This is a genomic window from Sulfolobus sp. E5-1-F (genome assembly GCF_009601705.1).
Taxonomy (GTDB): domain Archaea; phylum Thermoproteota; class Thermoprotei_A; order Sulfolobales; family Sulfolobaceae; genus Saccharolobus.
This window is the reverse complement of sequence record NZ_CP045687.1, coordinates 1,292,845-1,314,443: the sequence shown is the minus strand read 5'-3', so window position 1 is coordinate 1,314,443 and position 21,599 is coordinate 1,292,845. Positions and strand designations below refer to the sequence as shown.

Sequence of the window (21,599 nt, the reverse complement as noted above, 5' to 3'; positions counted from 1 at the left end):
TTAATCCGGCATGTTTATATATATTAATATGTTTGCAGTTATCTCACCAAGCGCATTCGGAAAATTAAAAGAACTCCTTGATCTAAATAAGAAGTATAAATTTGTTGTTACAACATTAGGAGTTTCTTTTGCTATAAAGAATGGTATAGACATTGATAATGCATTAGATCGTGGAATAATAGTCAGAGCTTTTTCCCATAAACCTCCAAAAGTAGGAAATCTACCACAATATGAGTCTGAGGCAATAATGGTTGCCTTAGAGTTAAACGCATTACTTATAGCAGAGGATAAGGATGTTATAAGTAAGGCGAAAGAACTTGGAGTTAACGCACTTCAGATTGAAGAGCTTTTAGCATCATCTTGAGTATTATAGTTGAGGGAAAGCCACCAGGGATTTCTACCTTATCGTTAAATACAATTTTAGGTACACTCAAAACCCTATACTTGTCTCTTTCCTCTTCATACTCTGTAGTATCATATATCTCCAGTTTAATATTTTCGTTTATTTGTGATACTTGATATAAGAACTCCGCAGTAATTGGACATTTAGTACAGTCAGGGGTTACAAACAATTTGACGCTTCCCCTTACTTGCTTTGCCAACTCTAACTCCTTTTCGTCTAGGTTAATAACGTTGTTAGAGATTCTTACTAATGAGTTAAGAAACGGCCATAGTTCATTCACTATTGGAATACCATAATAAGTGTAGTAAACTCTATCTCCCTTCTTAACTTTAACAAGAGGTTTTTTACAATTACTCAGAGTCTCTACGTTGACGTAATTTTTAAACTCGTTAAAAAACTCATCCCCACCACATTGTTGTATCGTTATATCCCCCTTTTTAATAGCGTTAAGATATTCCTTGATAACGTAATCATAGCTCATAAGAAATACCTCAAACTTTCTATACCTTCTAGTGACTTAATAATTGAGTTTTCTAAATCTTCTCTATTTTGAAACCTTTTAATAATATAAATGGTTGTACCATTCAATTCATATTCTAGTGGTGCTCCTAATCCTTGAGAGATCCTAGATGCTCTAGCATATTTTGTCCCCATCCCTATCAGATCATCCAAACTCTCCTTGCCAGTAGGTAATGGAATTGGTAACAATATAGTTGAGTTTTCAATAAAGAACTCATAGTCATCCATAATCACCCTTTCTCTTTTTCCCTCATTAAATATGGAAAAACCCTTCTTCTTTAAGTACTCCTCAAGTTTTCCCATCCTTGCTCTTATATCTATCCACATCTAAATCAAAAAAGCCCTTCGCTGCATTAACTATAGCCTCAGAAAAAGAGGGATGAACAAAAGGCATTAGTGCTAAACTATCGATTTTCATTCTATTATTTACTACTAACGTTAAAATATTGATTAATTCTTCAGCCTTATCTCCAATTACTTCTCCAAAAACTATCTCATCTCTCTCATTTATTCCTATTTTAACATAACCATCCTTTATTCCATTAATAATCGCCCTTGTGGTTGCAGCAAATGGGAAAACGGAGAACTCCTTAGCTTCTTTGTAATCACCTATAATACCTACTTGCGGATCAGTGTACAATACCGAAGGTATTTTAAAATCATCTGGTGGAATTAATGTATTCTCCTTAATGATATGCAATGACGCAATTACCGCGTCGAAGATTGCTGAATGTGCTGTTTTTCTTTCCTTAGCGATTACATCACCAATTGCATACACATTATTCTTTATTTGTTTATATTTATCAACAACTATTCCACATTCACCAATTTCTAACCCTAGTTTCTCAACACCCTTAGGAAGTTGTGGTTTTCTTCCAGTTGCGTATACTATTACATCCCCCTCAACCTCACCCTTTTCTATGATCACTTTACCATCACGAAGCTTCATTATTTTAGCGTTCTCCACTATATTTACTCCATCGAACTCTAAGGAATCTTTTATAACACTTCTAGCATCTTCTGGAAAAGTTGGCAAAATTCTGCTTCTAGATAACAAGGTAACTTGGGATCCTAGTCTAGAGTATATTTGAGCTATTTCAACTCCTGCATAGCCTCCACCAATTATTACCATTGAAGAAGGTATTGAATTCAAAATAACTGCCTCATCTTCACTTATTGCAGCTTCAATACCGTCAATATTTGGTATAATTGGTTTAGAACCAGTAGCTATAATTAGCTTATCGAATTCTACAATTCTCTCATTTACCCTTACTTCACTAGGAGAAATTATTTCAGCCTCACCTAACTCAGTCTCACCGCCTGAATCCTCAATCAACTTCTTACCGGTATTTGATAGGTAATTTATAATTTCGTTTCTCTTATTAAATAGAAGATCCTTATATCCGATTTCACCGTCTAAGCCAAAATAGTACGCAATCTCTTTAAATCTATTTAATAAAAATGTTACATCAAAAAGAAAAATACTTGGAACACAACCGAAGTTTACACAAACTCCGCCAAATTTCTCTTTCTCTATAACTAGTACCTTCTTGCCCTTTCTCGCTAATATACTTCCAGCAACATAACCAGCAGTACCGCCGCCAATTACTACTATATCATATTTCATGCCAGATCATTTAAAAGAATAATGTCCTATCAGCTTCCATTGTCAGATCTATTAGTGTAGATCCTCCAACTAGTTCTATACCTTCTACCACATCATCTTCTTTCATATGGCACATATCCTTTAGGCTTTGTACACAGACATACATTTTAACTCCATTATCCTTTGCCATGTCGAAGAAGTGTATGAATGGATTCCCACCCTTTTTCCTCTCCTCTTCTTGCCATTTCTTATCTAGTAATTTAGGCCCTTTTATCATAAAGAACACTGAAGTCTCATATTCCATCGAAGCAGCTATTGAAGCCATAAATAATGGGGCATATGTCCTATCTAAATCCTCAGGACCATGGGTTACTACAATTAATATCTTCTTTTTTTGTTCTTCTTCTTGACCCTGAGTTTGAGCTTGAGCCATATTTTATTCCCAATTATAACTTCTTAAAGAACTTACTTAAATTTTTTATTAAACCATTATTCTGTACCAATAGATTGCGGAAAATAGGAAATAATTAAAATAAATGAAAAGGATAAAGCTTAAATAACTTAAACGCAAAAATAAATATGGTGAAAAAGTGGCTGCAGAAAAGAAGAAGAAATTATCTATAATAGTCTTCTCTGGTACAATAGATAAGTTAATGCCGGTTGGAATTTTAACATCAGGTGCTGCAGCATCTGGGTATGAAGTTAACTTGTTCTTTACATTTTGGGGGTTACAAGCAATCACGAAAAGGAGTCTGAATAGTCAACAACCACCTCAAATTGACAAGAACTATGAACAGATGGGTCCAGTAATGATGAAAAAGATGCAAGAAATGAAATATCCAATGTGGCATCAGCTAGTGCAACAAGCTAAGGAAATTGGAGAAGTTAAAGTATTTGCATGTTCCACGACTATGGAGTTCTTCGGAATAAAGAGGGAAGATCTAGCTGAATTCGTAGATGATGTAGTGGGTGTTGCCACATTTTTAGATAGAGCGGAAGGAGGAATCACTCTATTCATCTGAGGTTGAGAGAAAATGTCTCAAGAAGTTAGGATTGCTAAAACTTTAGATGCAAGGGGAATGTATTGTCCCGGACCAGTTTTAGAGACAGCTAAGGCAATTAAACAAATAAATGTTGGTGAGGTTTTAGAGATATTGGCTACTGATCCAGCTGCTAAACCAGATATTGAAGCTTGGGCTAGGAGGACTGGAAATCAAGTAATTGACATACAACAACAAGGAGGAGTAACAAGAATATTAATTAAAAGAATGAAGTAAGTTAAGCTAGAATTCTTTTTTAACAAAGTTTATAAGTATCTAATTCTTCTATTTAATTGTGAAATGGTATGGCTACTAAAACTATATTACCTCCTCTTCCTGATGATCCAAGACTTCTAGACATGTCATATGATGTTCAAGGCCCACTACCAGAAGAAGAGAGAAACTTGCTAAGCAATTTAAAACCGGAAGAAAGAGAGCTTGCAATAAAGTTCTGGGAAGCTGTTAAGAGCGATTTCAGATATAACGAGTATTTGAGAGGATGTTTAAACTGTGGCGTTTGCACCTCTGGGTGTCCTGCTGCAAAGTTCTACGATTTCGGTCCTAGGGAAATGATACAGTATATGATGAGGGATGAAGTGGACAAGATTTGGGAGTTCGTAAATAGGAAAGTTTGGGCCTGTGTGCAATGCTATACTTGTTCAATGAGATGTCCGTTTAATAACGAAATCGCTGGCTTAATAATGGTATTGAGAGAATACGCTGTAAAATTTGGTTTGCAATCTGCAAAGGAGATATTAGCTCCTTATAGAAGAGTCTTACTAACAGTAATTACAACTGGTAACCAGGTAACGCCAGATATGATCCAACCCGATGCTTTCCCAGATTGGGGACCACAGGCTGTAGAAGAGTCTAAGAATATGGATGTGTATAGGAAGGCAGTTCCAGTGGATCTTTTACAAAGGACTGATGTGGGCTGGCATGCTTCACTACAGACTGCAGTCGAAATGATGACTATATTTATAGAAGCAGGTGTGCTTGATTCCTTAAAGAACGTCGATAAGGATCTTTATGATATGATAATGGATATTTATGAGGAAAGGAAGCAACAGTTAGAGGAGATTAAGGAGAAGTGGGAGAAAGGAGAGTTAAATGAAGACGAGTTACCAGATAGTTGGTTTGAGTTATAGTATGTTTTTCTATAAAAGTATTTTTTCTGTAAAGTTCGTTACTATATAAACTGTATCATAATACTAAGAGTGAGTTGGTTGTATCTGTAACTAACGTTTTTTCCTCAAGTTGCGATATAAATTATATTTACCCTTTCTTCTTGTTAGAAAGAAGTTTTAAAATAAAGTTTATAAATCTGAAATAACCAATATAAATAAGGTGGAATGTTGAGCCAAGAAGAGAAGCAAATTCAAAGAGCAGTTCAAGAGGCCTTTCCAATGGCCGAGGATGTTGACTGGAATGAAGTTTATCAGAGGATAATCTATAGGTATAGTACACCTCATGGGTTAGAACACGTTAAAGAGGAAATGTATAAATTGGAGGATAAAGGCGAAATCATTATACATCACATAAAGCCCTATAACAATCCAGTAGAAGCTCAAACACTAAATGGATCTCCTAAGAAAATACCCACTACAAAATTATGGCATCATAAGAGCTGTGGGCAATGCGGTCATATTCCCGGTTATCCAACTTCTGTTTTCTGGATGATGAATAAGTTAGAGATAGATTATCTGGACGAACCTCATCAGACCTCATGTACTGGATGGAATTATCATGCTTCTGGTGCCTCTAACCCCGTAGCCTTAGCAGGAGTATACGTAAGGAACATGTGGAGAGCTTATGAAACCGGCTACTTCCCATTAATCCATTGTGGAACGTCATTTGGTCACTATAAGGAAGTCAGAAACATGATAATATTACACAAGGAGATAAGAGATAAGCTAAGACCAATTATGAGAAAACTGGACATGGACATTGTAATACCAGAAGAGGTAGTTCACTATTCTGAATGGCTATATGTAATGAGTAAGAAAGCTGCGCAGCAGAAAAAGTACAATCTAGATAACATAAAGGCGGCTGTTCACACTCCTTGTCACGTTTATAAGTTAGTTCCAGAGGATACTATTTATGATCCCGAGGTATTCCAAGGCAGAAGACCAGCAGCCCCCTCTGGAACTGTACAGAATTTTGGTGCTAAACTAGTGGATTACTCCACATGGTGGGATTGCTGTGGATTTGGATTTAGACATATCCTAACAGAGAGAGAATTCAGTAGGAGTTTCGCACTATTTAAGAAGGTTATACCAGCAGTTGAGGAGGGAAATGCAGATATCTTCGTAACTTCCGATACAGGATGTGTTACTACCTTAGATAAGAGTCAGTGGGCCGGAAAGGCTCATGGTTTCAACTATAATTTGCCAGTATTAGCTGATGCGCAGTTTGCGGCTTTGGCAATGGGTGCAGATCCATACATAATTGCGCAAATTCACTGGCACGCAACAGATGTTGAAGGTTTCTTAAGGAAGATAGGCGTTCCAGTAGACGATTATAAAGAGAAGTTTGTACAATACCTACAAGATTTAAGAGAAGGTAAGGCTGAGCCTCAATACCTATATCCAAAGCATAGAAAGATCGACTTCTATCTATCACTTCCAGATAGAGTAAAGTGGTATAAGAAGGATGTACCAAAGTAAATAGAGTAAAAGCAAAGTTTTTTAAATTAAATTTACTTAATAAAAGGTGGTGATTAAGTGGATAGTAAATCAGTTCTAGTTATAGGTGGAGGACCAGCAGGTCTCTCAGCTTCCAAAGAACTAGCAAATATGGGAGTTAATGTTATACTTGTTGAAAGGGAATCATTCTTAGGTGGCACACCTAAGAGGTTAAAGTACAGTTTATTATTCCCCGAGTTAAGGCCAGCTTCCGAGGTTATCGATCCATTAGTAAAAACCGTTCAAGAGAATGGCAATGTTAAGATTTACATGGAGAGTATAGTTGATGCTGTTAAAAACACTTCTGATGGCTTTGAGGTAAGTATTAAGGATAAGAAGGGTAATGTAAAGGTGGAGAAAACTAATGCGATAATCGCAGCTTCTGGTTTCGAGCATTTTGATTCTAGAAGGAAGTACGAATACGGTTATGGTATAATCCCCAACATATACCAAATATCTGACATAGAAGGTATGCTTCATGAGAATAAGCTAGTTACTACAAAGGGAACTCCACCTAAGAGAGTTGCAATATTATTATGTGTAGGTTCTAGGGATGCCACAGTGGGAAATACTTATTGCTCTAGAGTATGTTGTGCAGTCTCAATAAAGCAAGCTATGGAGATCAAGCAAAGGATTCCAGATGCTGTAGTTCACATCTACTACATGGATATAAGAACTTATGGTCTAATGGAGGATAAATTGTACTGGAAATCACAACTAGATTATAGAATTGGCTATATTAGGGGTAGAATTTCAGAGTTCATGAGAGGTCCTAATGACACTGTGATAATAAAGGGAGAGGATACAATGAACTTGAATAGGGCACTAGCTGTACCTTATGATATGGTAATATTGGCTAATGGGATGGAGCTTGGATTGGGTTCAAAACAAGTGGCTAAGGCATTGGGATTGGAGTTTGAAGAGCACGGTTTCGTTAAGCCATTAGATCCCGATAGACTACCTGTTCAATCTACTAAGAAAGGAATATTCTTAGCTGGTGCGATAACCGGACCTAAAACTATTTCAGATTCTATAACTGAGGGATATGCAGCTGCAATGAAAGCTTATGAATACGTTACTCATGGAATATGGGAAGAGTCGGACTTTGCAAAGAAAACTGAGGAGATGAAGGTGGTACATCATTAACGTTTTTTTAAACATTGATTACGTAAGAGATATTTTTAATGCTATGTTAGCCAAGGATGTAAATAATACTGTGAAAAGTAATTCCAAAGAGTCATTATCAGTAATCATTAAAGCAATGCAAATGAAAACTGATTTCCTTAATTCATTAGAGATTAGAACTGAAGAAGATACAAAGAAGTTATTTGATGTGATATTTTATGCTAAGAAGCATTATAATGAAATTATAGGTAACAATGGAATTGATAAGGTTAAACTAGCCTTCAAAACCCTTAAAAATAGAGATTTGCCTTATGACGAAAGAGTTAAAGTTTTTGCTTCGCTTAAGGCAAGTGAACCAGAAGATATAGAAGATATGGCTAGGGAAATAATTCACTTCTTAGAACCGGAAAAATATCCATTATGGACTAGATGGTTATGGAACCCAAAAAAGAATTCTGGTTCTATTACTTATATACTAAAAGATGAAGTGGTGTTAAAGAATGAAAAAGACTATTTTGATGCAGTTTCAGAATTGAGGGAAGTTCTTTCGATCTTTGGGTTAGACTCACCTAATTATTATTATTCTTCAATTTTTTTGGTGTACTCCTATGTTAGGTATGTAGATTACGCAACTTTACTGGCTGTAGATAGAAAGGGAGGTGGTCTTTATCCATCTCACCTTTCTACTACGGCCATGGTTTTAGGTCTCAAATCCTTCCTTAGGGTGATCCGACTTGCCAATTCCTGAGATAGAAAAACCCATAATTAGAGGTCTAATTCAAAAAGATAAGGTAATAGTGGATGGTGTAGAAGTAGATGGAACATGGAACGCCTTCATGATTGAGAGAACACAGACTGGCTACGACCCTACAGTATGGGATGAAATAGCCAACACCCTAGAGGGTGTTACAATAAGCGCTTGCTGGCAATGCGGAACTTGTACCTCAGGTTGTACAATGAGAGAATACGATCCGGATTACAGTCCGAGAAGATTTATAGATCTTGCTAGAAAGGGCGATAAGCAAGCACTTGTTGAACTACAAAACTCACTCTGGAGATGCGTTTCATGCCAGAAATGTACTCACAGATGTCCTAAGGGAGTATTAGTAGAAGAAGTAGTACACTCTATTCATCACTATCTATTAAAGCATGGATTAGTTAAGAAAGATCCAGGTACAGTGTTTGATGAGCTATTCTTAGATACTGTAATTAAAAACGGCGGAAGAATTTCAGAACTGACACTAGGTGCTGCTGCGGCTAAAGCTGGAATGGTTACGCTTAGCTTAAAGGATCTAATAAATATTGGCGCAGCAATATTGAAAGGAGGACTTATAAAAGATGTATTAAGGCCTAATAGAGTTAAGAACTGGGATAAAGTACAAAAGGTGTTAGAGGAAGCGATGATGGAGGAGGTGCTACCAGAATGACACTACCCACACCTTATGGTAAAGTAGCGTTCTATCCAGGCTGTGCTTTAGACGGATTAGGCAAATCTTATGATGTCTCTCTAAAGCTAGTTGCACAAGATTTAGGTATCCCATTAGAGAAGATCGAGGACTATAACTGTTGTGGTGCATTAGAAGTAAAGAACGTTAATACTATGGCAGGGATATTACTACCAGCAAGGAATTTAGCGTTAGCTAGGGAAATGGGAGCTGATGCTGTAGTTTCAGCTTGTCCCGGCTGTCACTATTCCTTATCTAGAACCCAATATTATCTTACTAAGTACCCAAAACTAAGAGAAAAAACGAATATGTATCTGGAAAAAATGGGTACTAAGAATTATGATCTAAAGTTAATGCTTGTCCATGCTGTGGAGTATATTTATAACACAGTAGGAATTGAGACTATCAAGGCTAAAGTAAGACGACCTCTTACCGGATTAAAAGTTGCACCTTATTATGGTTGTCTATACGTTAGGCCTAAATCTTATACCTTAGCTGGATATATGAAAATGAGAGATGACCCAGAGAGACCATTCTTTATGGACGAAATATTGAAAGCGTTAGGTGCTGAAGTCGTACCATTTGAAGCTAAGACAATGTGCTGTGGTGGTCCTCACGTTTACTCCGATGTAGAGGTAGCCTTACACTTGGAAGCTAGAATATTAAAGGAGGCTAGAAGAAACGGTGCGGAAATATTAGTCACAGATTGTCCACTAGGCCACGTAGCTATTGAAACTAACATGGAGAAAATAGCTCAAAAATATGGTGAAGATCTAAGGACACCATTAGCTTACTTCTCACAACTGGTGGCATTTGCCTTTGGTCATAGCCCAGAAGAAACTTTACTTACAGCCAATATCACTAATCCAATGTCAGTACTAAAAAGATATTTGTAACTTTTTCCCATTATTATATATGCCTTTTTTCTTCATAGATTTCAACACTCACTATGGTATAAAACTATATAATTACATGGAAGAGCCTAAGTTAAGAGAGGATGAAATAGAGATAAGGCGAATTATATTAAATCCTATTTATAAGTACTCATGTGATTGTTGTGTGGATGGTTTTTATCAGCAATATCTCTGGGGAAAGAAAGATTATACACTAAGGCTGGGTATATATAATCCGAGATGCAGAGTTCCTCCTCAAGTAGAGCTTATTAGACAAGTAGAAAGGGGAATAATTGGTGTGGTTCTAAGTCCTAAACATCACAACTTTTCATTACTTCATCCATCGCTTAACTTTGTATATGAAGTAGTAGATAGAAAAGGGTTAATTCTAGTACTGTATGATCCTCCTTTAGACGAACTAAAATGGTTATTGGATAAATATACTTTTCCCGTTGTACTCATTGATAGTAAACACGTAGTTACCAACGAGAGAGTCTATTATGTGGTGAATCATTCTTCTACAATTATCGATCAAAGAAGAAGTATTTATGGTAGTGATGCTCCTTATAATTCTCTTAACTTAATCGAAAGTGCAAAACTCTTTATCAATAACCATGGCTATGATGAAGGCGTTGCATATAAAAATGCACTTGAACTATTGAATGATGTTAATGTCAATTTTTAATAAGACCAACATTAAAGGTTTTTATAATAAATTTCCGAAACTTATTATTGAAATGTGTGAGTTTAAAGTAGTTACTGTTGAAAGACCCATAAGACAAGATAATAATAATGTTGTCTTAATTGACTATTATGATTTTGTTAAAATAAGTGATACTAAAATTATGAATGTTCTTGTCAAAGATTCAAGAGAAAATTACAGTAAAAGCTATTACTATTACATCAGAGATTATCTTAATAAGTTGAGGATACTTAAGGAAAATATGATTAACGTTAAGTTAGTATTCCCTTTTGAAAAGGCTAATGGCTCGTTAAACCTTAAGAAAGGAATAATTTACGTAACTAACGATAAGCAAGTAGTTTACATGAACCTACATTCAAATGTATACTCTAATTGCGAAAATTGTGTAGCTAAACCTTTTTGTACCTACTATTTAGCAAAAATTGTTGGAGAAAATAGATTAAAAATCGGTATAAATAAAGGCAATCCGGCAGAGAGTTGGGACAAGACTATATCCTCTTTACAATCTAAGTATATTAAGACAAAAGTAATTGAGCTTTCTCCTTCTGTTTGAGCAGAAAACTTAATAGACGTTTATCAATATCATCTCAATGATAGTGATGAGCCCAGCTCACTAGATCTGATGAAGAAGGGTACGAACGCTGATAAAAGTTTAATAAACAATTGCTTCTAAAGTATAAACATGAATCCAATAATTCTAGCACTCTTTGATGTATCAATTTTTATCTTATTAGCAGAAATTTTAAGTTCGCTTGTACAGAAGTACGGTTTACCTAAGCTGATAGGTGAATTATTAGCTGGTATGTTAATAGGTCCTTATGCTTTAGGTTCTTTATTAAACCAGCTATTGGGCTTTTCCTTAATAAGTATAAATAGTTATATTGAATTTTTAGCCGAGTTTTCAGTAATTCTGTTAATATTCGCCTCTGGTTTAGAGCATGGAATCGCACCAATAAAATCTTCTGGCGTCCTAGGATTTCTTGGGGCAACGTTTGGTGCATTATTACCTTTTTTCGCAGCATATTACTTTTATACGTCAAGTTTTGGTTTAAATTCGTCACTGATACTTGGTGCTGCAATGGGAGCTACCAGTCTTGCAGCTGTAGCATCTATAATAGAGGAAGAAAAATTGAAGGGTAAGGGCATAAATTTCATGGTTTCCGCTGCTGCAGCCGATGACGTAGTGGATTTACTCTTATTGTCGGTCATCCTAGCTATTTTGCAAGGCACGTCTACAAGTGTTACTTCTATCAGTTTGAAAATAATTACCCTTGTAGTTATATGGCTAGTTATATTAGCAGTTTCAGTTATCATAGTCCCGAAAATAACTGATAGATTGAGTGATAAGTACATAGAGGAGTTTCCGCTCGCGATACTATTCGGCTTAACGTTATTAATGGTGTCATTGGGATACTCTCCCATAATTTCAGCTTTCGTTGCTGGAGTTGCATTTGCTAACAGTATAAAAAGCGAAAAAATTAAAGAAATTAGTAACACACTACTTAGCGTTTTCGGACCATTATTTTTTGTATACATAGGAGCTGAAGTTAATTTTTCAACACTAAATCTTAATACGTTATTATTATCCTTAGAATTAACTGGCATAGCAACCGTTTTCAAGTGGCTAGGAATCTTCCCATTTGCTTTAGCTTACTTAAGAAACGTAAAAGCCGCTAATACAATAGCGTTTGGAATGGTACCTAGGGGTGAGACTGGGTTAGTGATTGCTTCTATAGGCCTTTCATATCAAGCGTTAAGTTTAGAGGAATTTGAAGGTATAGTTTTTATGTCACTATTTACTACATTTGTAGGCAGTGTGGTGTTTAAGAGTTACGCTAAGAAGCACTTGGTTTCATGATTAGGCTTAAGATTAGACCAAAGGAGATCAGAGAAGTTATAGTAGCGAACAAGTACGCATATGTATAGCTTATTTGATACAGCAATCCCATAATCACGTTACCGAGAAATATTCCAATACTTCTACCCGCTGATAAATACCCCATACTTGTGCCATATGCCTCCTCTTTAGTTATTTTGGACATTATTGTGGGTTCAAAAGTCTCAGTTGAGGCAACACTAATTCCCATTAAGAAAGAAAGGGGATAAAGGGAAAATAAACCAAAACCAGACAAATACGCAAAACCAAGAGACCCTATTGCCCCAACTAAGTACCCTAGAAATGCTAAACTTTCAAATTCCTTTAGTTTCATTCTGCCAAATAAGTAGCCAAATAATGAAGAAGCACCGAGAAATACGCCGTAGGCTAATACTCCCAAATAGTCTTTTCCAGTAATTTCCGTGGTAGTTAGTATTGGAAAGCCAAAGCTGTATTGACTAAATCCAAAGAACATTGTAGATAATATAACACTCCAGAAGACTCTTTTTTGCTCTATTTTATTCTCTATCTTCTTTTTTTCTCCCTTTTTTCCTGCGTTAACCTTGGTTAAAAATGCTGTTGAAACAAGCAAAGGTATTGAGGTGAATAAGAGAACGGTAAGTATGGAAACATGGAGGTAAAGTAATACAGTAAGATAAATAATTGCAAGTAAGGCTCCAGCTATATCTAAGGAATGTAAAATCCCAAAGGCTTCTGATCTCTCTTCTGGTGAAGTTACCTCAGCCATCATTGCTCTTCTTGGTGGAGATCTAAAGTTCCTAAACCACCACCCTATCATGAAGAAAATAAGGGCTTGGATGTAATCCCTAGATAATCCTATTAGAGAAACAAATAGAATAAGAACATTTCCTATGATTGCAATCCTTTTCCTCCCAAACCTATCCCCAGCTAAACCTCCAATATAAGCCATAACAGTCCCAATCCCGTAATTCAATGCCTCAGCTAAACCGTAAATTGGAATTGGAGCTTTGAAGATAAGAACGAAAATTATTGGAAAAGATGCTACTACAGCCTGATATCCAAGATCAGCGAAAAAGGCTGAAAAGGAGATTTTCAAGACTTCGCTTCTATTTTTAAGCATACTAAAAATAAGGAGAAAAATAGTAATAAAAATAATGATTATATCTTACCTTCTCCTTCTTACTAGAGCCAATATTGCCAGAACTATTGCTATAATACCGATTGCTAAAGATATACTCTGATATTCTAATGACGTAGTCCTTAAGGAAGATATAGAAGATGACAAACTATTGCTTACATTAGTTAATTGATTAGATATCAAATTCACCTTAGTATTTAGATTAGTTAGGCCGTTTTCAAAATACAGATAACTACTATTACTACTACTTAAACCATCACTTTGAATTGCTGTTACTGTTAAATTATACCCACCATCTGGATAGTTTTGAGTATTTAAAGTTACTATATGGGTCCCATTTGTTGTAAATGAACTTATCAAGTTACCATTCAAGTATACGTTAATCCTACTTACATCTTCACCCACTACATTAACGGTAACATTAACAGTTCCAGTTACGTTCTTAGAAGGTAAGCTTATCGTGATAGTTGGTAATTCAGGATATAAACCTTGGATATGAACGTTTATTGGAACTACTTTAGAGTTAATTACGTTTAATCCATTTATACTTCCACCTATGGCGTACAGAGTTGAATTGTATAATGTAATGTTATTCGCATTACTCTGCATTATGAACACTGTGGAATTTCTAATTACTAAATTAGATATGTTACCATTCAATATTTTTACATTGCTATTAACAATAACAACGTTAGTAAGGAAGTCATTCAATAGATTACCACTTACATTCAATATCTTCACGTTTACTAAACTTGCATATGATGGTAACGTCTTGTCTAAGGTTTGATTTGTAAATAAGGTATATGGCAATACGTTGATTGTATAAGCATTACCAGAATTGGTAGTGGTTGGATTACCTAAGGCGGAAATTCCGGTTATTAAGACCTTGAATGGCACGCCGAAATATCCTTGCCCAGCTAAATAAGTTAGATTTCCTGCACTAATTGCTGAAGGCAGTGTAAAATTCCCTTCCCATTCTCCTATCTTAGGATTATACCACAGTGGTATCTCTATTATTGAACTTATCGTAGTATAATTAAATGAGAGGCTCGAGGGGTACACGGTAGCACTGAACATTCCGAACTTAATTTCATTAGTACCATTTGTTATATTAGCGTAAATGAAAACAGTTTGTCCCTCAAATGCATAGTTAACTGACTTCACTGAGATCGTAGCTTGATTAGAAACGTATATTTGGCCGTAATAGAATCCTTGAATTGTAGTGTTCAAAGCATAAGAGTAATAGGTTGCAAACAATAGAACATTGTAAAGCCCAGGGGAAGTATTTTTAGGTATGTACAAATATCCAAAGTAGATTCCATTCGGTGATAATGGTATATTAGCCTCATTTATTACGACACCATTACTACTTACCAATTTAGCAGTAATGTTAGTACCTTGTAATGCATCTTGGAATGTGGAACTGGGTAAGTTAACTGGCGGTATAATTGATCCCTCTATTGTAATGAATTGCCCAGGGGAAACACTGCCCGGTTCAACTACAACTTGTGGCAATATGAATAAGGTTTGCATGTATATTCCATTAGTAAATGCGTCAAAACCATAAGCATTACCTTCCGCTATAATCAACAGATCTCCTACGCTTAAGTCTGGTGGTAAATCGATAACTCCTACTCCATTCTTAATAGGTACACTTAACGTTGTTACAAACGTGTATGCATTTGTTGTTATGTTATAGGAATAAATATCGAGGGTAATATTCATTACTCCAATTGGTGCTTCGAAGTATGAGTTAGATAAGGTAATTCCCAGTTCAGCATTGCCCAACTCTGCATAAACTGGTATAAAAGTCGTCGTATAATCGAACGTTATATAATATCCAGAGAAAGTCTCATAGTATCCGATTCCCTTTAGTCCATCTTCACTTCCATAAACGTAGACAAATAAGACGCCACTAGCGTTATTGGGTAAAATCCCACTACCAGCCCATAACTTAGTAAGCGGGTTATAAGTCAAGTTAAATGTAGTTAAGTTCCCTAGATAGTTCTCTATTAATGCTTTGAACTCACCAGTTTGTACTGGACTTCCATTTGGATACGTTATATTAGCAGTGACTAGAATATGTTGCCTGGGATAGAATTGTTGAGGAGGTATAGTAGGTATTGAAGTATTGTAAACGTTAACTATTACATTTAGCTCCTTTGATGATAAATTGATTGTGGATAGTATATTTTCAAAGTATCCTGCGTTAATTGTACCATAACCAGTTACTAAGTTATAACCATAATACGCGACCCAAGGGATGTTATAACCAAAAGTTATTGGTTCTATTGCTTTACCGTAGTATTTCTCAGCCATGTAAGTTAATATAGGATTTAGCAGACCAATTCTATTATGAGTATAACTTTCAATTGTACTTAATAACCCAGCAGTTAAAGGCGAAGACTCACTTGTACCTCCAGTTATGCCTGTCACATTGCCCGGTAGAACTATGTATATTCCAGGGTATACATTTGCATTAGCGGAAATTTCTGGAATAAGCTTACCATTCGGATAAGTAGATGGTGTAAGTAATCCCCACTGATACCATGGTTTAGGCTCAATTATACTTACTCCACCAGTTGAACCACCACAATTTAGATTATTTGGGACAAAACCGTAATTTGACCAAGCAGTCTGATAATAAGATCCATTAGGGAATTGCAAATATACAGTTGTACCTCCCACTGAAGTTACAAAAGGTGATGTTGAGGGATATCCTACAGTCCCTATAGGTCCATTACTATACCCTGAACCTCCAGCATCTCCAGAACTAGCTAGGAAAGTTATTCCCTCGGCCGAACCCAAGGCATAGTACTCATCACTTAGTATTACACATGAATAGAATAACGGACCATTAAAAAGAGAGGAAAAGACACTCTCTGGTATAATAAAGCTTTGAGATAACGTATCAACTTTATTTTGACTTGTAATATATGCGATAATAGCGGGTAAAGGTATATTCGGATTAGCTATATACAGCGTTATGTTTGCCTTTGGTGCTATTGCATGTGCTACTTCAACATCTAGGCTAATCTCTCCAGCCCAACCATTTGCAATACCTAAGTTAGGATTATAGGGCCCAATTGGTACTATAGTAAAGTTGGGAGGATTTGGTAATCCGGTTACTTTATCAAAATACGCTAACTGTTGAACAATGTAAGGATCGCCATAAAAGTCTAGTATTCCTATTGTAGTATTCTCTCCCTCTGTAGTAACATTATACACTTTTTGTAATACAGTTGGCCAATAGCCTTCAAGTGGAAATGTTTGATTTATCTCTTGCTGAAAGCTCTTTAGCATGCTCTCAGTAATTAACGTAGATGGATGGGCAAAGAATATTATTGAGACGTTACTGGAGTATACATAGGCATTTATCTTGGGGTATCCGTAATTGGTGTAATAGGTTATGGAACCATTAGAGTAAACCGTATACTTAGTACCTAAATATTTCTCAACTTGACCCACTGTACCCTTTACTACTATTACTGAGTTTAATGCGGTAAATAATACTTGAAATCCGCTATTTTTAACGTAGTTTAGGATTTGGTTATACTCCTCAGTTGGTAAGAATAGTTGTTGTACTTCTTGAGGGCTTAAGAATTTATGGTATAGCGGTGAAGCCGGGTTTGAGGTTGCACCAGCGTAATAGTATAATAGATCTAGATTTTTAAGTGGTACAAAAATTGTAACTATTACCTCTTGATTTGTATTTAACGTTCCTATTTCTCTAAATCCCTTTAAAGTTACTGGATTCTGGTATATATTAGAATATGATGCAAAAACTACGGGTATAATGGAAATTAATAGTATCGATATTAAAAATATATACCTATACATATATGTTTATTCTGTTACTAATTTTTAAACCTTACTACTAATAAGTGTACTGATCAGTATACTAGTATCCTCTAATTCTTCTTAGATAGAGCTATATCAAACGTTTTGTTTTGATTTGGTATTATCAATTTATGTAATACTTAACAATTAGTTAACTATAAGATAAAAAATCATTGAACCTTTCTGCTCTGTTTAGTAAATATAAGTGGCAATAAGGTAATAACTCCTATAAGGCTACAGGTTAAAGTGTATATTTCTGAGGTCCTTAGACTTATCGTGTAAAGCAATGCAAATATAACGCTACCTAACGCACCACCTAAAGCCTTACCAGTATATAGTATTCCACTGTTTACTGTGGAAAACTTAAAGCCGAATATTTCCGTGGAAACGTTAAAATAGAGTGTAATTAACGATCCTCCTGCTAAGCCTACAAGAACCGTAGAAAGCGCTATTTCCTTGAGAAGTAAAGATATGCTACCCAACGTTAACACAATGGTGAGAAGAAACGTTGTTCTCAATATGCCCAATCTATCAGCAATATAGCCGAAAAATGGTCTTAATCCTCCACTTAGTAATGGTAAAATCGAGATTAAAGTCACTAATTCTTGTTGAGGTAAACCTTTTCCTAATACTGGTAATTCTGAGGAAAGTACCGTTAACGGAACTATGGAAGTTGTGAAAGAAATATAGATTAGCCAGAATTTAGGACTTAAAATCGCTTGTCTTGGAGTCTGGCCAGATAATTTAGGAGGATAATCTGAGATGTACAAAAGAATTGGCAAGAGTATTATCTCAACTAATCCTATTGTTAATGTTACTATTCTGTAATTATTAGCCATGTATATGAAGGGATTAGCTATGGCTGAACCTATTCCAAATCCCATTGATACTATTCCAGTGGCAAATCCCATCCTTTCCTTGAACCACTTCATTGCTAAATTTGCAGCTATTCCGTAAAGTATTCCCTCACCTATACTACCTATTGTCCAACTTATAAAAAAGACGTAAATATTGGGAGAAAGGTAAGTCCCAAGAAAACCTAGTGCTGATAAAATAGCTGAGAGTACGCCTATCTTCTTTGGACCTTGTTTGTCCGCAAAATGACCTCCAATTGGTTGAAAAACAGAAGAAAATACAGTGAACAACGTAAAGCCTATGGCTATTTCAACTATACTAACATTAAACCCTTCCCTTAAGAGAGGCCCTAAGGCATTCCAAGAATATTGATACAAGGAATTGAAGCACATTACTATGAAACCAATAATAATGTACTTGTTCCTATTCATAGGAGGAAATGTTCACAATTAGTTAAAAAAACTTACTAAAGAACGAAGTATGTAAGGTACAAGTCTAAGAGCTTTTTAAACCTAATCCATCTATATCTCTCTAAGAGCGTATTAAACCCCATAAAAATGATGACAAGGAGGTCGAAAACTATTGTCTTCTTATAACGTATCTACTTAAGATAACGAAAACGAAACCGAAAGCTATTATACCTAAACTCCATACTAAGGAAATGGGATTTCCTACAAAAGCGTAATATAAGGCTTGAGAGACGTAAGTAGTAGGTTCAATATAAGTTAAATAGCGAAATGGTAATGGTATAAAAGTTACTGGGAAGTAGACTGGGGCAAAGAAGGAAAGTACGAAGCTTATAATTGTCGAGTATTGGTTTACGGCGTATATGTTCTTAATTCCTAAGCCCAATGTCATACCTAACATCGAAGCCATAAATAATGACGATATCAGTGCAATAAGTAGAAATGGAATTGATTTTATTTCTACGTGAAGTAAATAACTACCCAAAACTAGGATTATTGGTATCATAATCAGTGTGGCAATACCGTTACTAAGCGCTATGCTTATTGCGTAAAACTCTCTCGGTATACCAGTTGCTATCATTAAGGAAAATCTACCAGCATTTCTCTCAAATGCTAGAGATTGAGCAACCGAAGTTAGAACTCCAATTGAAACGTAAAACGTTATTGTACCTGCTACTATAAATGGTGTCAATGATTTAATTGAAATATAGCCAAACACAAGCATGAATCCTATTGGGAAAAGGATCGAGAAGAAGAGGAACACTGGTAAGTACGCCTTTATCATCTTTAGTTGCATTACGATTAAGTTAAGAAATTCACTCAACATCTTTCATTACCTGAAGATATATTTCCTCCAAACTTGGCATTCTAACTTCAAATTTGCCGTTAATCGACATTACGATTTTCTTGAGTTCCTCCTCTCCCTTTACCCTATACACTTTACCGTTAGTATAATCGGTTACTTCGTACCAATCTGCGAATTTCTCCTTTATTTGCGTAGGTGTTCCCTCGACTATAATCTTCCTGCTTAAAAAATATATCTTGTCGGCTAGTCTCTCAGCCTCATCTAAATAGTGGGTAGTAAGTAGCATACTCTGACCCTCTTTCCTCATGTTAAGCAATATTTCCCACACTTCTCTCCTAGCTTCAGGGTCTAATCCAGTAGTCGGCTCATCAAGTATTAGGAGTTTAGGATTGTTTATCAAAGCCATTGCGATTAGAGTTCTCCTCTTTAAACCCCCAGATAGATCCCTAGCCAGAGTGTTTCTTTTACTTTTCAAATCCAATCTTTCCAATAATTCCTCTCCTCTCTTCTTAATTTCATCCTTAGAAACTCCCTTTAATCTCCCCATGTAGTATATATTATCCCATACTGTTAGATCACCATAAGGCTCGCACTCTTGTGGAATTACTCCTAAGAATTTCTTAACATGTCTATCAGTTGGTTTTCTGCCTAGAACTCTTATTTCACCCTTGGTCGGATTTAACTCGCCGTAAATTTGCTTAACAAGAGTAGTTTTCCCCGCACCATTCGGTCCTAATAACGCTACAATTTCTCCCTCTTTAACTCTCATCGTAATATCCTCATTTGCAATAATCTTACCATAAGCTTTCCATACGTTATTTACCTCGATGACATACATTATAATCTTCTTTCTCATTGAAACCTTTTAAATTTATCGTTTAGAATTAAAAAATAAGAGAAAAAAGTATAAACTTATCTAATGTAGTAATGGCTATGAAAATAAGAATAGATTTACCTCAAGATGAGATACCCACACAATGGTATAATATCTTACCAGATCTACCGGAAGAATTACCTCCACCACAAGATCCCACTGGCAAATCTCTACAGTTATTGAAAGAGATTTTACCAAGCAAGGTACTAGAGTTGGAATTCACCAAGGAAAGATACGTAAAAATTCCAGATGAGGTTCTAGAGAGATATTTACAAGTAGGAAGACCAACTCCGATAATTAGGGCAAAAAGGTTAGAGGAGTACTTAGGAAATAGTATTAAAATCTATCTGAAAATGGAGAGCTATACTTATACAGGTTCTCATAAAATTAATAGTGCGTTAGCACACGTATATTACGCTAAATTGGATAACGCGAAGTTCGTTACGACAGAAACTGGAGCTGGTCAGTGGGGATCAGCAGTTGCATTAGCCTCAGCTTTGTTTAGGATAAAAGCACATGTCTTCATGGTTAGGACAAGCTTTTACGCAAAGCCATATAGAAAATATATGATGCAAATGTATGGAGCAGAAGTTCATCCATCCCCTTCAGATTTGACAGAGTTTGGTAGGGAATTATTAGCTAAAGATCCTAATCACCCTGGATCTCTAGGCATCGCAATAAGTGATGCAGTAGAATATGCTCATAAAAACGGCGGAAAATACGTTGTAGGTAGTGTAGTAAATTCAGATATAATGTTTAAAACAATAGCTGGAATGGAGGCTAAGAAGCAGATGGAGATGATAGGTGAAGATCCAGATTACATTATAGGGGTTGTTGGAGGGGGATCAAATTACGCTGCATTAGCTTACCCATTCTTAGGAGATGAGCTAAGAAGTGGAAAGGTTAGGAGAAAATATATTGCCTCTGGATCCTCAGAAGTTCCAAAAATGACCAAGGGTGTGTACAAATACGATTATCCAGATACTGCAAAATTATTGCCAATGCTAAAAATGTACACAATAGGTTCAGACTTTGTACCACCTCCAGTTTATGCAGGAGGCCTAAGATATCATGGAGTAGCTCCTACTCTTAGTCTGTTAATGAGCAAAGGAATTGTACAGCCAAGAGATTACTCTCAAGAAGAGTCGTTCAAATGGGCTAAACTATTCTCAGAATTAGAAGGATATATACCAGCCCCTGAGACTTCACATGCATTACCAATATTAGCTGAAATAGCTGAAGAAGCTAAGAAGAGTGGAGAAAAGAAGACAGTACTGGTAAGCTTTTCTGGGCACGGGTTACTAGATCTAGGCAACTACGCATCTGTGTTGTTTAAGGAGTAGA

22 protein-coding genes are annotated in these 21,599 nt (G+C 35.9%); 13 read left to right on the top strand and 9 right to left on the bottom strand.

The features are described 5' to 3' along the window. Positions 1 to 28 precede the first annotated feature (28 nt). Positions 29 to 364, top strand: a complete 336-nt coding sequence (locus tag GFS03_RS06360; protein ID WP_153423028.1) for a PIN domain-containing protein — start codon at positions 29 to 31, stop codon at positions 362 to 364. Here GFS03_RS06360 and GFS03_RS06355 read toward each other — a convergent pair. The 4 genes from GFS03_RS06355 to GFS03_RS06340 are packed head-to-tail and all read right to left on the bottom strand — an operon-like array spanning position 324 to position 2,961. Further along, complete coding sequence (locus GFS03_RS06355) at positions 324 to 884, bottom strand: thioredoxin family protein (protein ID WP_153423027.1); 561 nt, start codon at positions 882 to 884, stop codon at positions 324 to 326. The two genes, GFS03_RS06360 and GFS03_RS06355, sit on opposite strands and share 41 nt — an antisense overlap. Further along, positions 881 to 1,249, bottom strand: coding sequence for a hypothetical protein (locus tag GFS03_RS06350; RefSeq protein WP_153423026.1), 369 nt, complete (start codon positions 1,247 to 1,249; stop codon positions 881 to 883). Before GFS03_RS06350 ends, GFS03_RS06355 begins: the two co-directional genes overlap by 4 nt. Next, complete coding sequence (locus tag GFS03_RS06345) at positions 1,212 to 2,549, bottom strand: dihydrolipoyl dehydrogenase family protein (protein WP_153423025.1); 1,338 nt, start codon at positions 2,547 to 2,549, stop codon at positions 1,212 to 1,214. Before GFS03_RS06345 ends, GFS03_RS06350 begins: the two co-directional genes overlap by 38 nt. Positions 2,550 to 2,559: 10 nt before the next feature. After that, positions 2,560 to 2,961 (bottom strand): DsrE family protein, encoded by a 402-nt coding sequence (locus GFS03_RS06340; protein WP_012713554.1) that lies wholly within the window; start codon positions 2,959 to 2,961, stop codon positions 2,560 to 2,562. 157 nt (positions 2,962 to 3,118) lie between these two features. On the opposite strand from GFS03_RS06340, the gene GFS03_RS06335 reads away from it, so the two are divergent. The 11 genes from GFS03_RS06335 to GFS03_RS06285 all read left to right on the top strand — a co-directional run bounded on the left by GFS03_RS06335 (position 3,119) and on the right by GFS03_RS06285 (position 12,276). Then, a complete protein-coding gene (locus tag GFS03_RS06335) occupies positions 3,119 to 3,550 on the top strand; it encodes a DsrE/DsrF/DrsH-like family protein (RefSeq protein WP_153423024.1) in 432 nt (143 codons plus the stop codon). Positions 3,551 to 3,562: 12 nt separating this feature from the next. Next, a complete protein-coding gene (locus GFS03_RS06330; RefSeq protein WP_153423023.1) occupies positions 3,563 to 3,805 on the top strand; it encodes a sulfurtransferase TusA family protein in 243 nt (80 codons plus the stop codon). Positions 3,806 to 3,873: 68 nt separating this feature from the next. Continuing rightward, positions 3,874 to 4,716 (top strand): 4Fe-4S dicluster domain-containing protein, encoded by an 843-nt coding sequence (locus tag GFS03_RS06325; protein WP_153423022.1) that lies wholly within the window; start codon positions 3,874 to 3,876, stop codon positions 4,714 to 4,716. 204 nt (positions 4,717 to 4,920) lie between these two features. Beyond that, entirely contained in the window at positions 4,921 to 6,234 is a 1,314-nt protein-coding gene (locus GFS03_RS06320; protein ID WP_153423021.1) for a CoB--CoM heterodisulfide reductase iron-sulfur subunit B family protein, read from the top strand. Positions 6,235 to 6,291: 57 nt separating this feature from the next. Continuing rightward, entirely contained in the window at positions 6,292 to 7,398 is a 1,107-nt protein-coding gene (locus tag GFS03_RS06315; RefSeq protein WP_153423020.1) for a CoB--CoM heterodisulfide reductase iron-sulfur subunit A family protein, read from the top strand. Between the two features lie 43 nt (positions 7,399 to 7,441). Continuing rightward, a complete protein-coding gene (locus GFS03_RS06310; protein ID WP_167738482.1) occupies positions 7,442 to 8,125 on the top strand; it encodes a hypothetical protein in 684 nt (227 codons plus the stop codon). Next, positions 8,112 to 8,804 carry a 4Fe-4S dicluster domain-containing protein gene (locus GFS03_RS06305; RefSeq protein ID WP_153423019.1) on the top strand — a complete coding sequence of 231 codons (693 nt, stop codon included), beginning with the start codon at positions 8,112 to 8,114 and terminating at the stop codon, positions 8,802 to 8,804. The genes GFS03_RS06310 and GFS03_RS06305 overlap by 14 nt, the downstream gene beginning before the upstream one ends. Then, complete coding sequence (locus tag GFS03_RS06300) at positions 8,801 to 9,718, top strand: CoB--CoM heterodisulfide reductase iron-sulfur subunit B family protein (RefSeq protein ID WP_153423018.1); 918 nt, start codon at positions 8,801 to 8,803, stop codon at positions 9,716 to 9,718. The genes GFS03_RS06305 and GFS03_RS06300 overlap by 4 nt, the downstream gene beginning before the upstream one ends. A 19-nt stretch (positions 9,719 to 9,737) precedes the next feature. Beyond that, positions 9,738 to 10,400 (top strand): hypothetical protein, encoded by a 663-nt coding sequence (locus GFS03_RS06295; RefSeq protein ID WP_153423017.1) that lies wholly within the window; start codon positions 9,738 to 9,740, stop codon positions 10,398 to 10,400. Then, positions 10,387 to 10,971, top strand: a complete 585-nt coding sequence (locus tag GFS03_RS06290; RefSeq protein ID WP_153423016.1) for a hypothetical protein — start codon at positions 10,387 to 10,389, stop codon at positions 10,969 to 10,971. Before GFS03_RS06295 ends, GFS03_RS06290 begins: the two co-directional genes overlap by 14 nt. 129 nt (positions 10,972 to 11,100) lie before the next feature. Beyond that, a complete protein-coding gene (locus GFS03_RS06285) occupies positions 11,101 to 12,276 on the top strand; it encodes a cation:proton antiporter (RefSeq protein ID WP_153423015.1) in 1,176 nt (391 codons plus the stop codon). Here the strand turns inward: GFS03_RS06285 and GFS03_RS06280 are convergent. The 5 genes from GFS03_RS06280 to GFS03_RS06260 all read right to left on the bottom strand — a co-directional run bounded on the left by GFS03_RS06280 (position 12,254) and on the right by GFS03_RS06260 (position 20,219). Next, a complete protein-coding gene (locus tag GFS03_RS06280; RefSeq protein WP_153423014.1) occupies positions 12,254 to 13,396 on the bottom strand; it encodes an MFS transporter in 1,143 nt (380 codons plus the stop codon). The genes GFS03_RS06285 and GFS03_RS06280 overlap by 23 nt on opposite strands. A gap of 45 nt (positions 13,397 to 13,441) precedes the next feature. Further along, a complete protein-coding gene (locus GFS03_RS06275; protein ID WP_153423013.1) occupies positions 13,442 to 17,254 on the bottom strand; it encodes a S53 family peptidase in 3,813 nt (1,270 codons plus the stop codon). A 170-nt stretch (positions 17,255 to 17,424) separates the two neighbouring features. After that, a complete protein-coding gene (locus GFS03_RS06270) occupies positions 17,425 to 18,540 on the bottom strand; it encodes an OFA family MFS transporter (protein WP_153423012.1) in 1,116 nt (371 codons plus the stop codon). A 148-nt stretch (positions 18,541 to 18,688) separates the two neighbouring features. Continuing rightward, complete coding sequence (locus GFS03_RS06265; protein ID WP_153423011.1) at positions 18,689 to 19,402, bottom strand: ABC transporter permease; 714 nt, start codon at positions 19,400 to 19,402, stop codon at positions 18,689 to 18,691. Further along, positions 19,392 to 20,219, bottom strand: coding sequence for an ABC transporter ATP-binding protein (locus tag GFS03_RS06260; RefSeq protein WP_153424564.1), 828 nt, complete (start codon positions 20,217 to 20,219; stop codon positions 19,392 to 19,394). The genes GFS03_RS06265 and GFS03_RS06260 overlap by 11 nt, the downstream gene beginning before the upstream one ends. Positions 20,220 to 20,308: 89 nt before the next feature. Between GFS03_RS06260 and GFS03_RS06255 the strand changes: the two genes are divergently transcribed. After that, the gene (locus tag GFS03_RS06255; protein ID WP_153423010.1) at positions 20,309 to 21,598 is read left to right on the top strand and encodes a TrpB-like pyridoxal phosphate-dependent enzyme; all 1,290 of its coding nucleotides are present in this window, start codon (positions 20,309 to 20,311) and stop codon (positions 21,596 to 21,598) included. The last annotated feature ends 1 nt before the right edge of the window (position 21,599 follow it).

Bases quoted from the DNA above. Each gene is read 5' to 3' on its own strand.
- GFS03_RS06360 (WP_153423028.1), top strand. From the start codon at position 29: ATGTTTGCAGTTATCTCACCAAGCGCATTCGGAAAATTAAAAGAACTC.
- GFS03_RS06355 (WP_153423027.1), bottom strand. From the start codon at position 884: ATGAGCTATGATTACGTTATCAAGGAATATCTTAACGCTATTAAAAAG.
- GFS03_RS06350 (WP_153423026.1), bottom strand. From the start codon at position 1,249: ATGTGGATAGATATAAGAGCAAGGATGGGAAAACTTGAGGAGTACTTA.
- GFS03_RS06345 (WP_153423025.1), bottom strand. From the start codon at position 2,549: ATGAAATATGATATAGTAGTAATTGGCGGCGGTACTGCTGGTTATGTT.
- GFS03_RS06340 (WP_012713554.1), bottom strand. From the start codon at position 2,961: ATGGCTCAAGCTCAAACTCAGGGTCAAGAAGAAGAACAAAAAAAGAAG.
- GFS03_RS06330 (WP_153423023.1), top strand. From the start codon at position 3,563: ATGTCTCAAGAAGTTAGGATTGCTAAAACTTTAGATGCAAGGGGAATG.
- GFS03_RS06325 (WP_153423022.1), top strand. From the start codon at position 3,874: ATGGCTACTAAAACTATATTACCTCCTCTTCCTGATGATCCAAGACTT.
- GFS03_RS06320 (WP_153423021.1), top strand. From the start codon at position 4,921: ATGTTGAGCCAAGAAGAGAAGCAAATTCAAAGAGCAGTTCAAGAGGCC.
- GFS03_RS06310 (WP_167738482.1), top strand. From the start codon at position 7,442: ATGTTAGCCAAGGATGTAAATAATACTGTGAAAAGTAATTCCAAAGAG.
- GFS03_RS06300 (WP_153423018.1), top strand. From the start codon at position 8,801: ATGACACTACCCACACCTTATGGTAAAGTAGCGTTCTATCCAGGCTGT.
- GFS03_RS06295 (WP_153423017.1), top strand. From the start codon at position 9,738: ATGCCTTTTTTCTTCATAGATTTCAACACTCACTATGGTATAAAACTA.
- GFS03_RS06290 (WP_153423016.1), top strand. From the start codon at position 10,387: ATGTCAATTTTTAATAAGACCAACATTAAAGGTTTTTATAATAAATTT.
- GFS03_RS06285 (WP_153423015.1), top strand. From the start codon at position 11,101: ATGAATCCAATAATTCTAGCACTCTTTGATGTATCAATTTTTATCTTA.
- GFS03_RS06280 (WP_153423014.1), bottom strand. From the start codon at position 13,396: ATGCTTAAAAATAGAAGCGAAGTCTTGAAAATCTCCTTTTCAGCCTTT.
- GFS03_RS06275 (WP_153423013.1), bottom strand. From the start codon at position 17,254: ATGTATAGGTATATATTTTTAATATCGATACTATTAATTTCCATTATA.
- GFS03_RS06270 (WP_153423012.1), bottom strand. From the start codon at position 18,540: ATGAATAGGAACAAGTACATTATTATTGGTTTCATAGTAATGTGCTTC.
- GFS03_RS06265 (WP_153423011.1), bottom strand. From the start codon at position 19,402: ATGTTGAGTGAATTTCTTAACTTAATCGTAATGCAACTAAAGATGATA.
- GFS03_RS06260 (WP_153424564.1), bottom strand. From the start codon at position 20,219: ATGTATGTCATCGAGGTAAATAACGTATGGAAAGCTTATGGTAAGATT.
- GFS03_RS06255 (WP_153423010.1), top strand. From the start codon at position 20,309: ATGGCTATGAAAATAAGAATAGATTTACCTCAAGATGAGATACCCACA.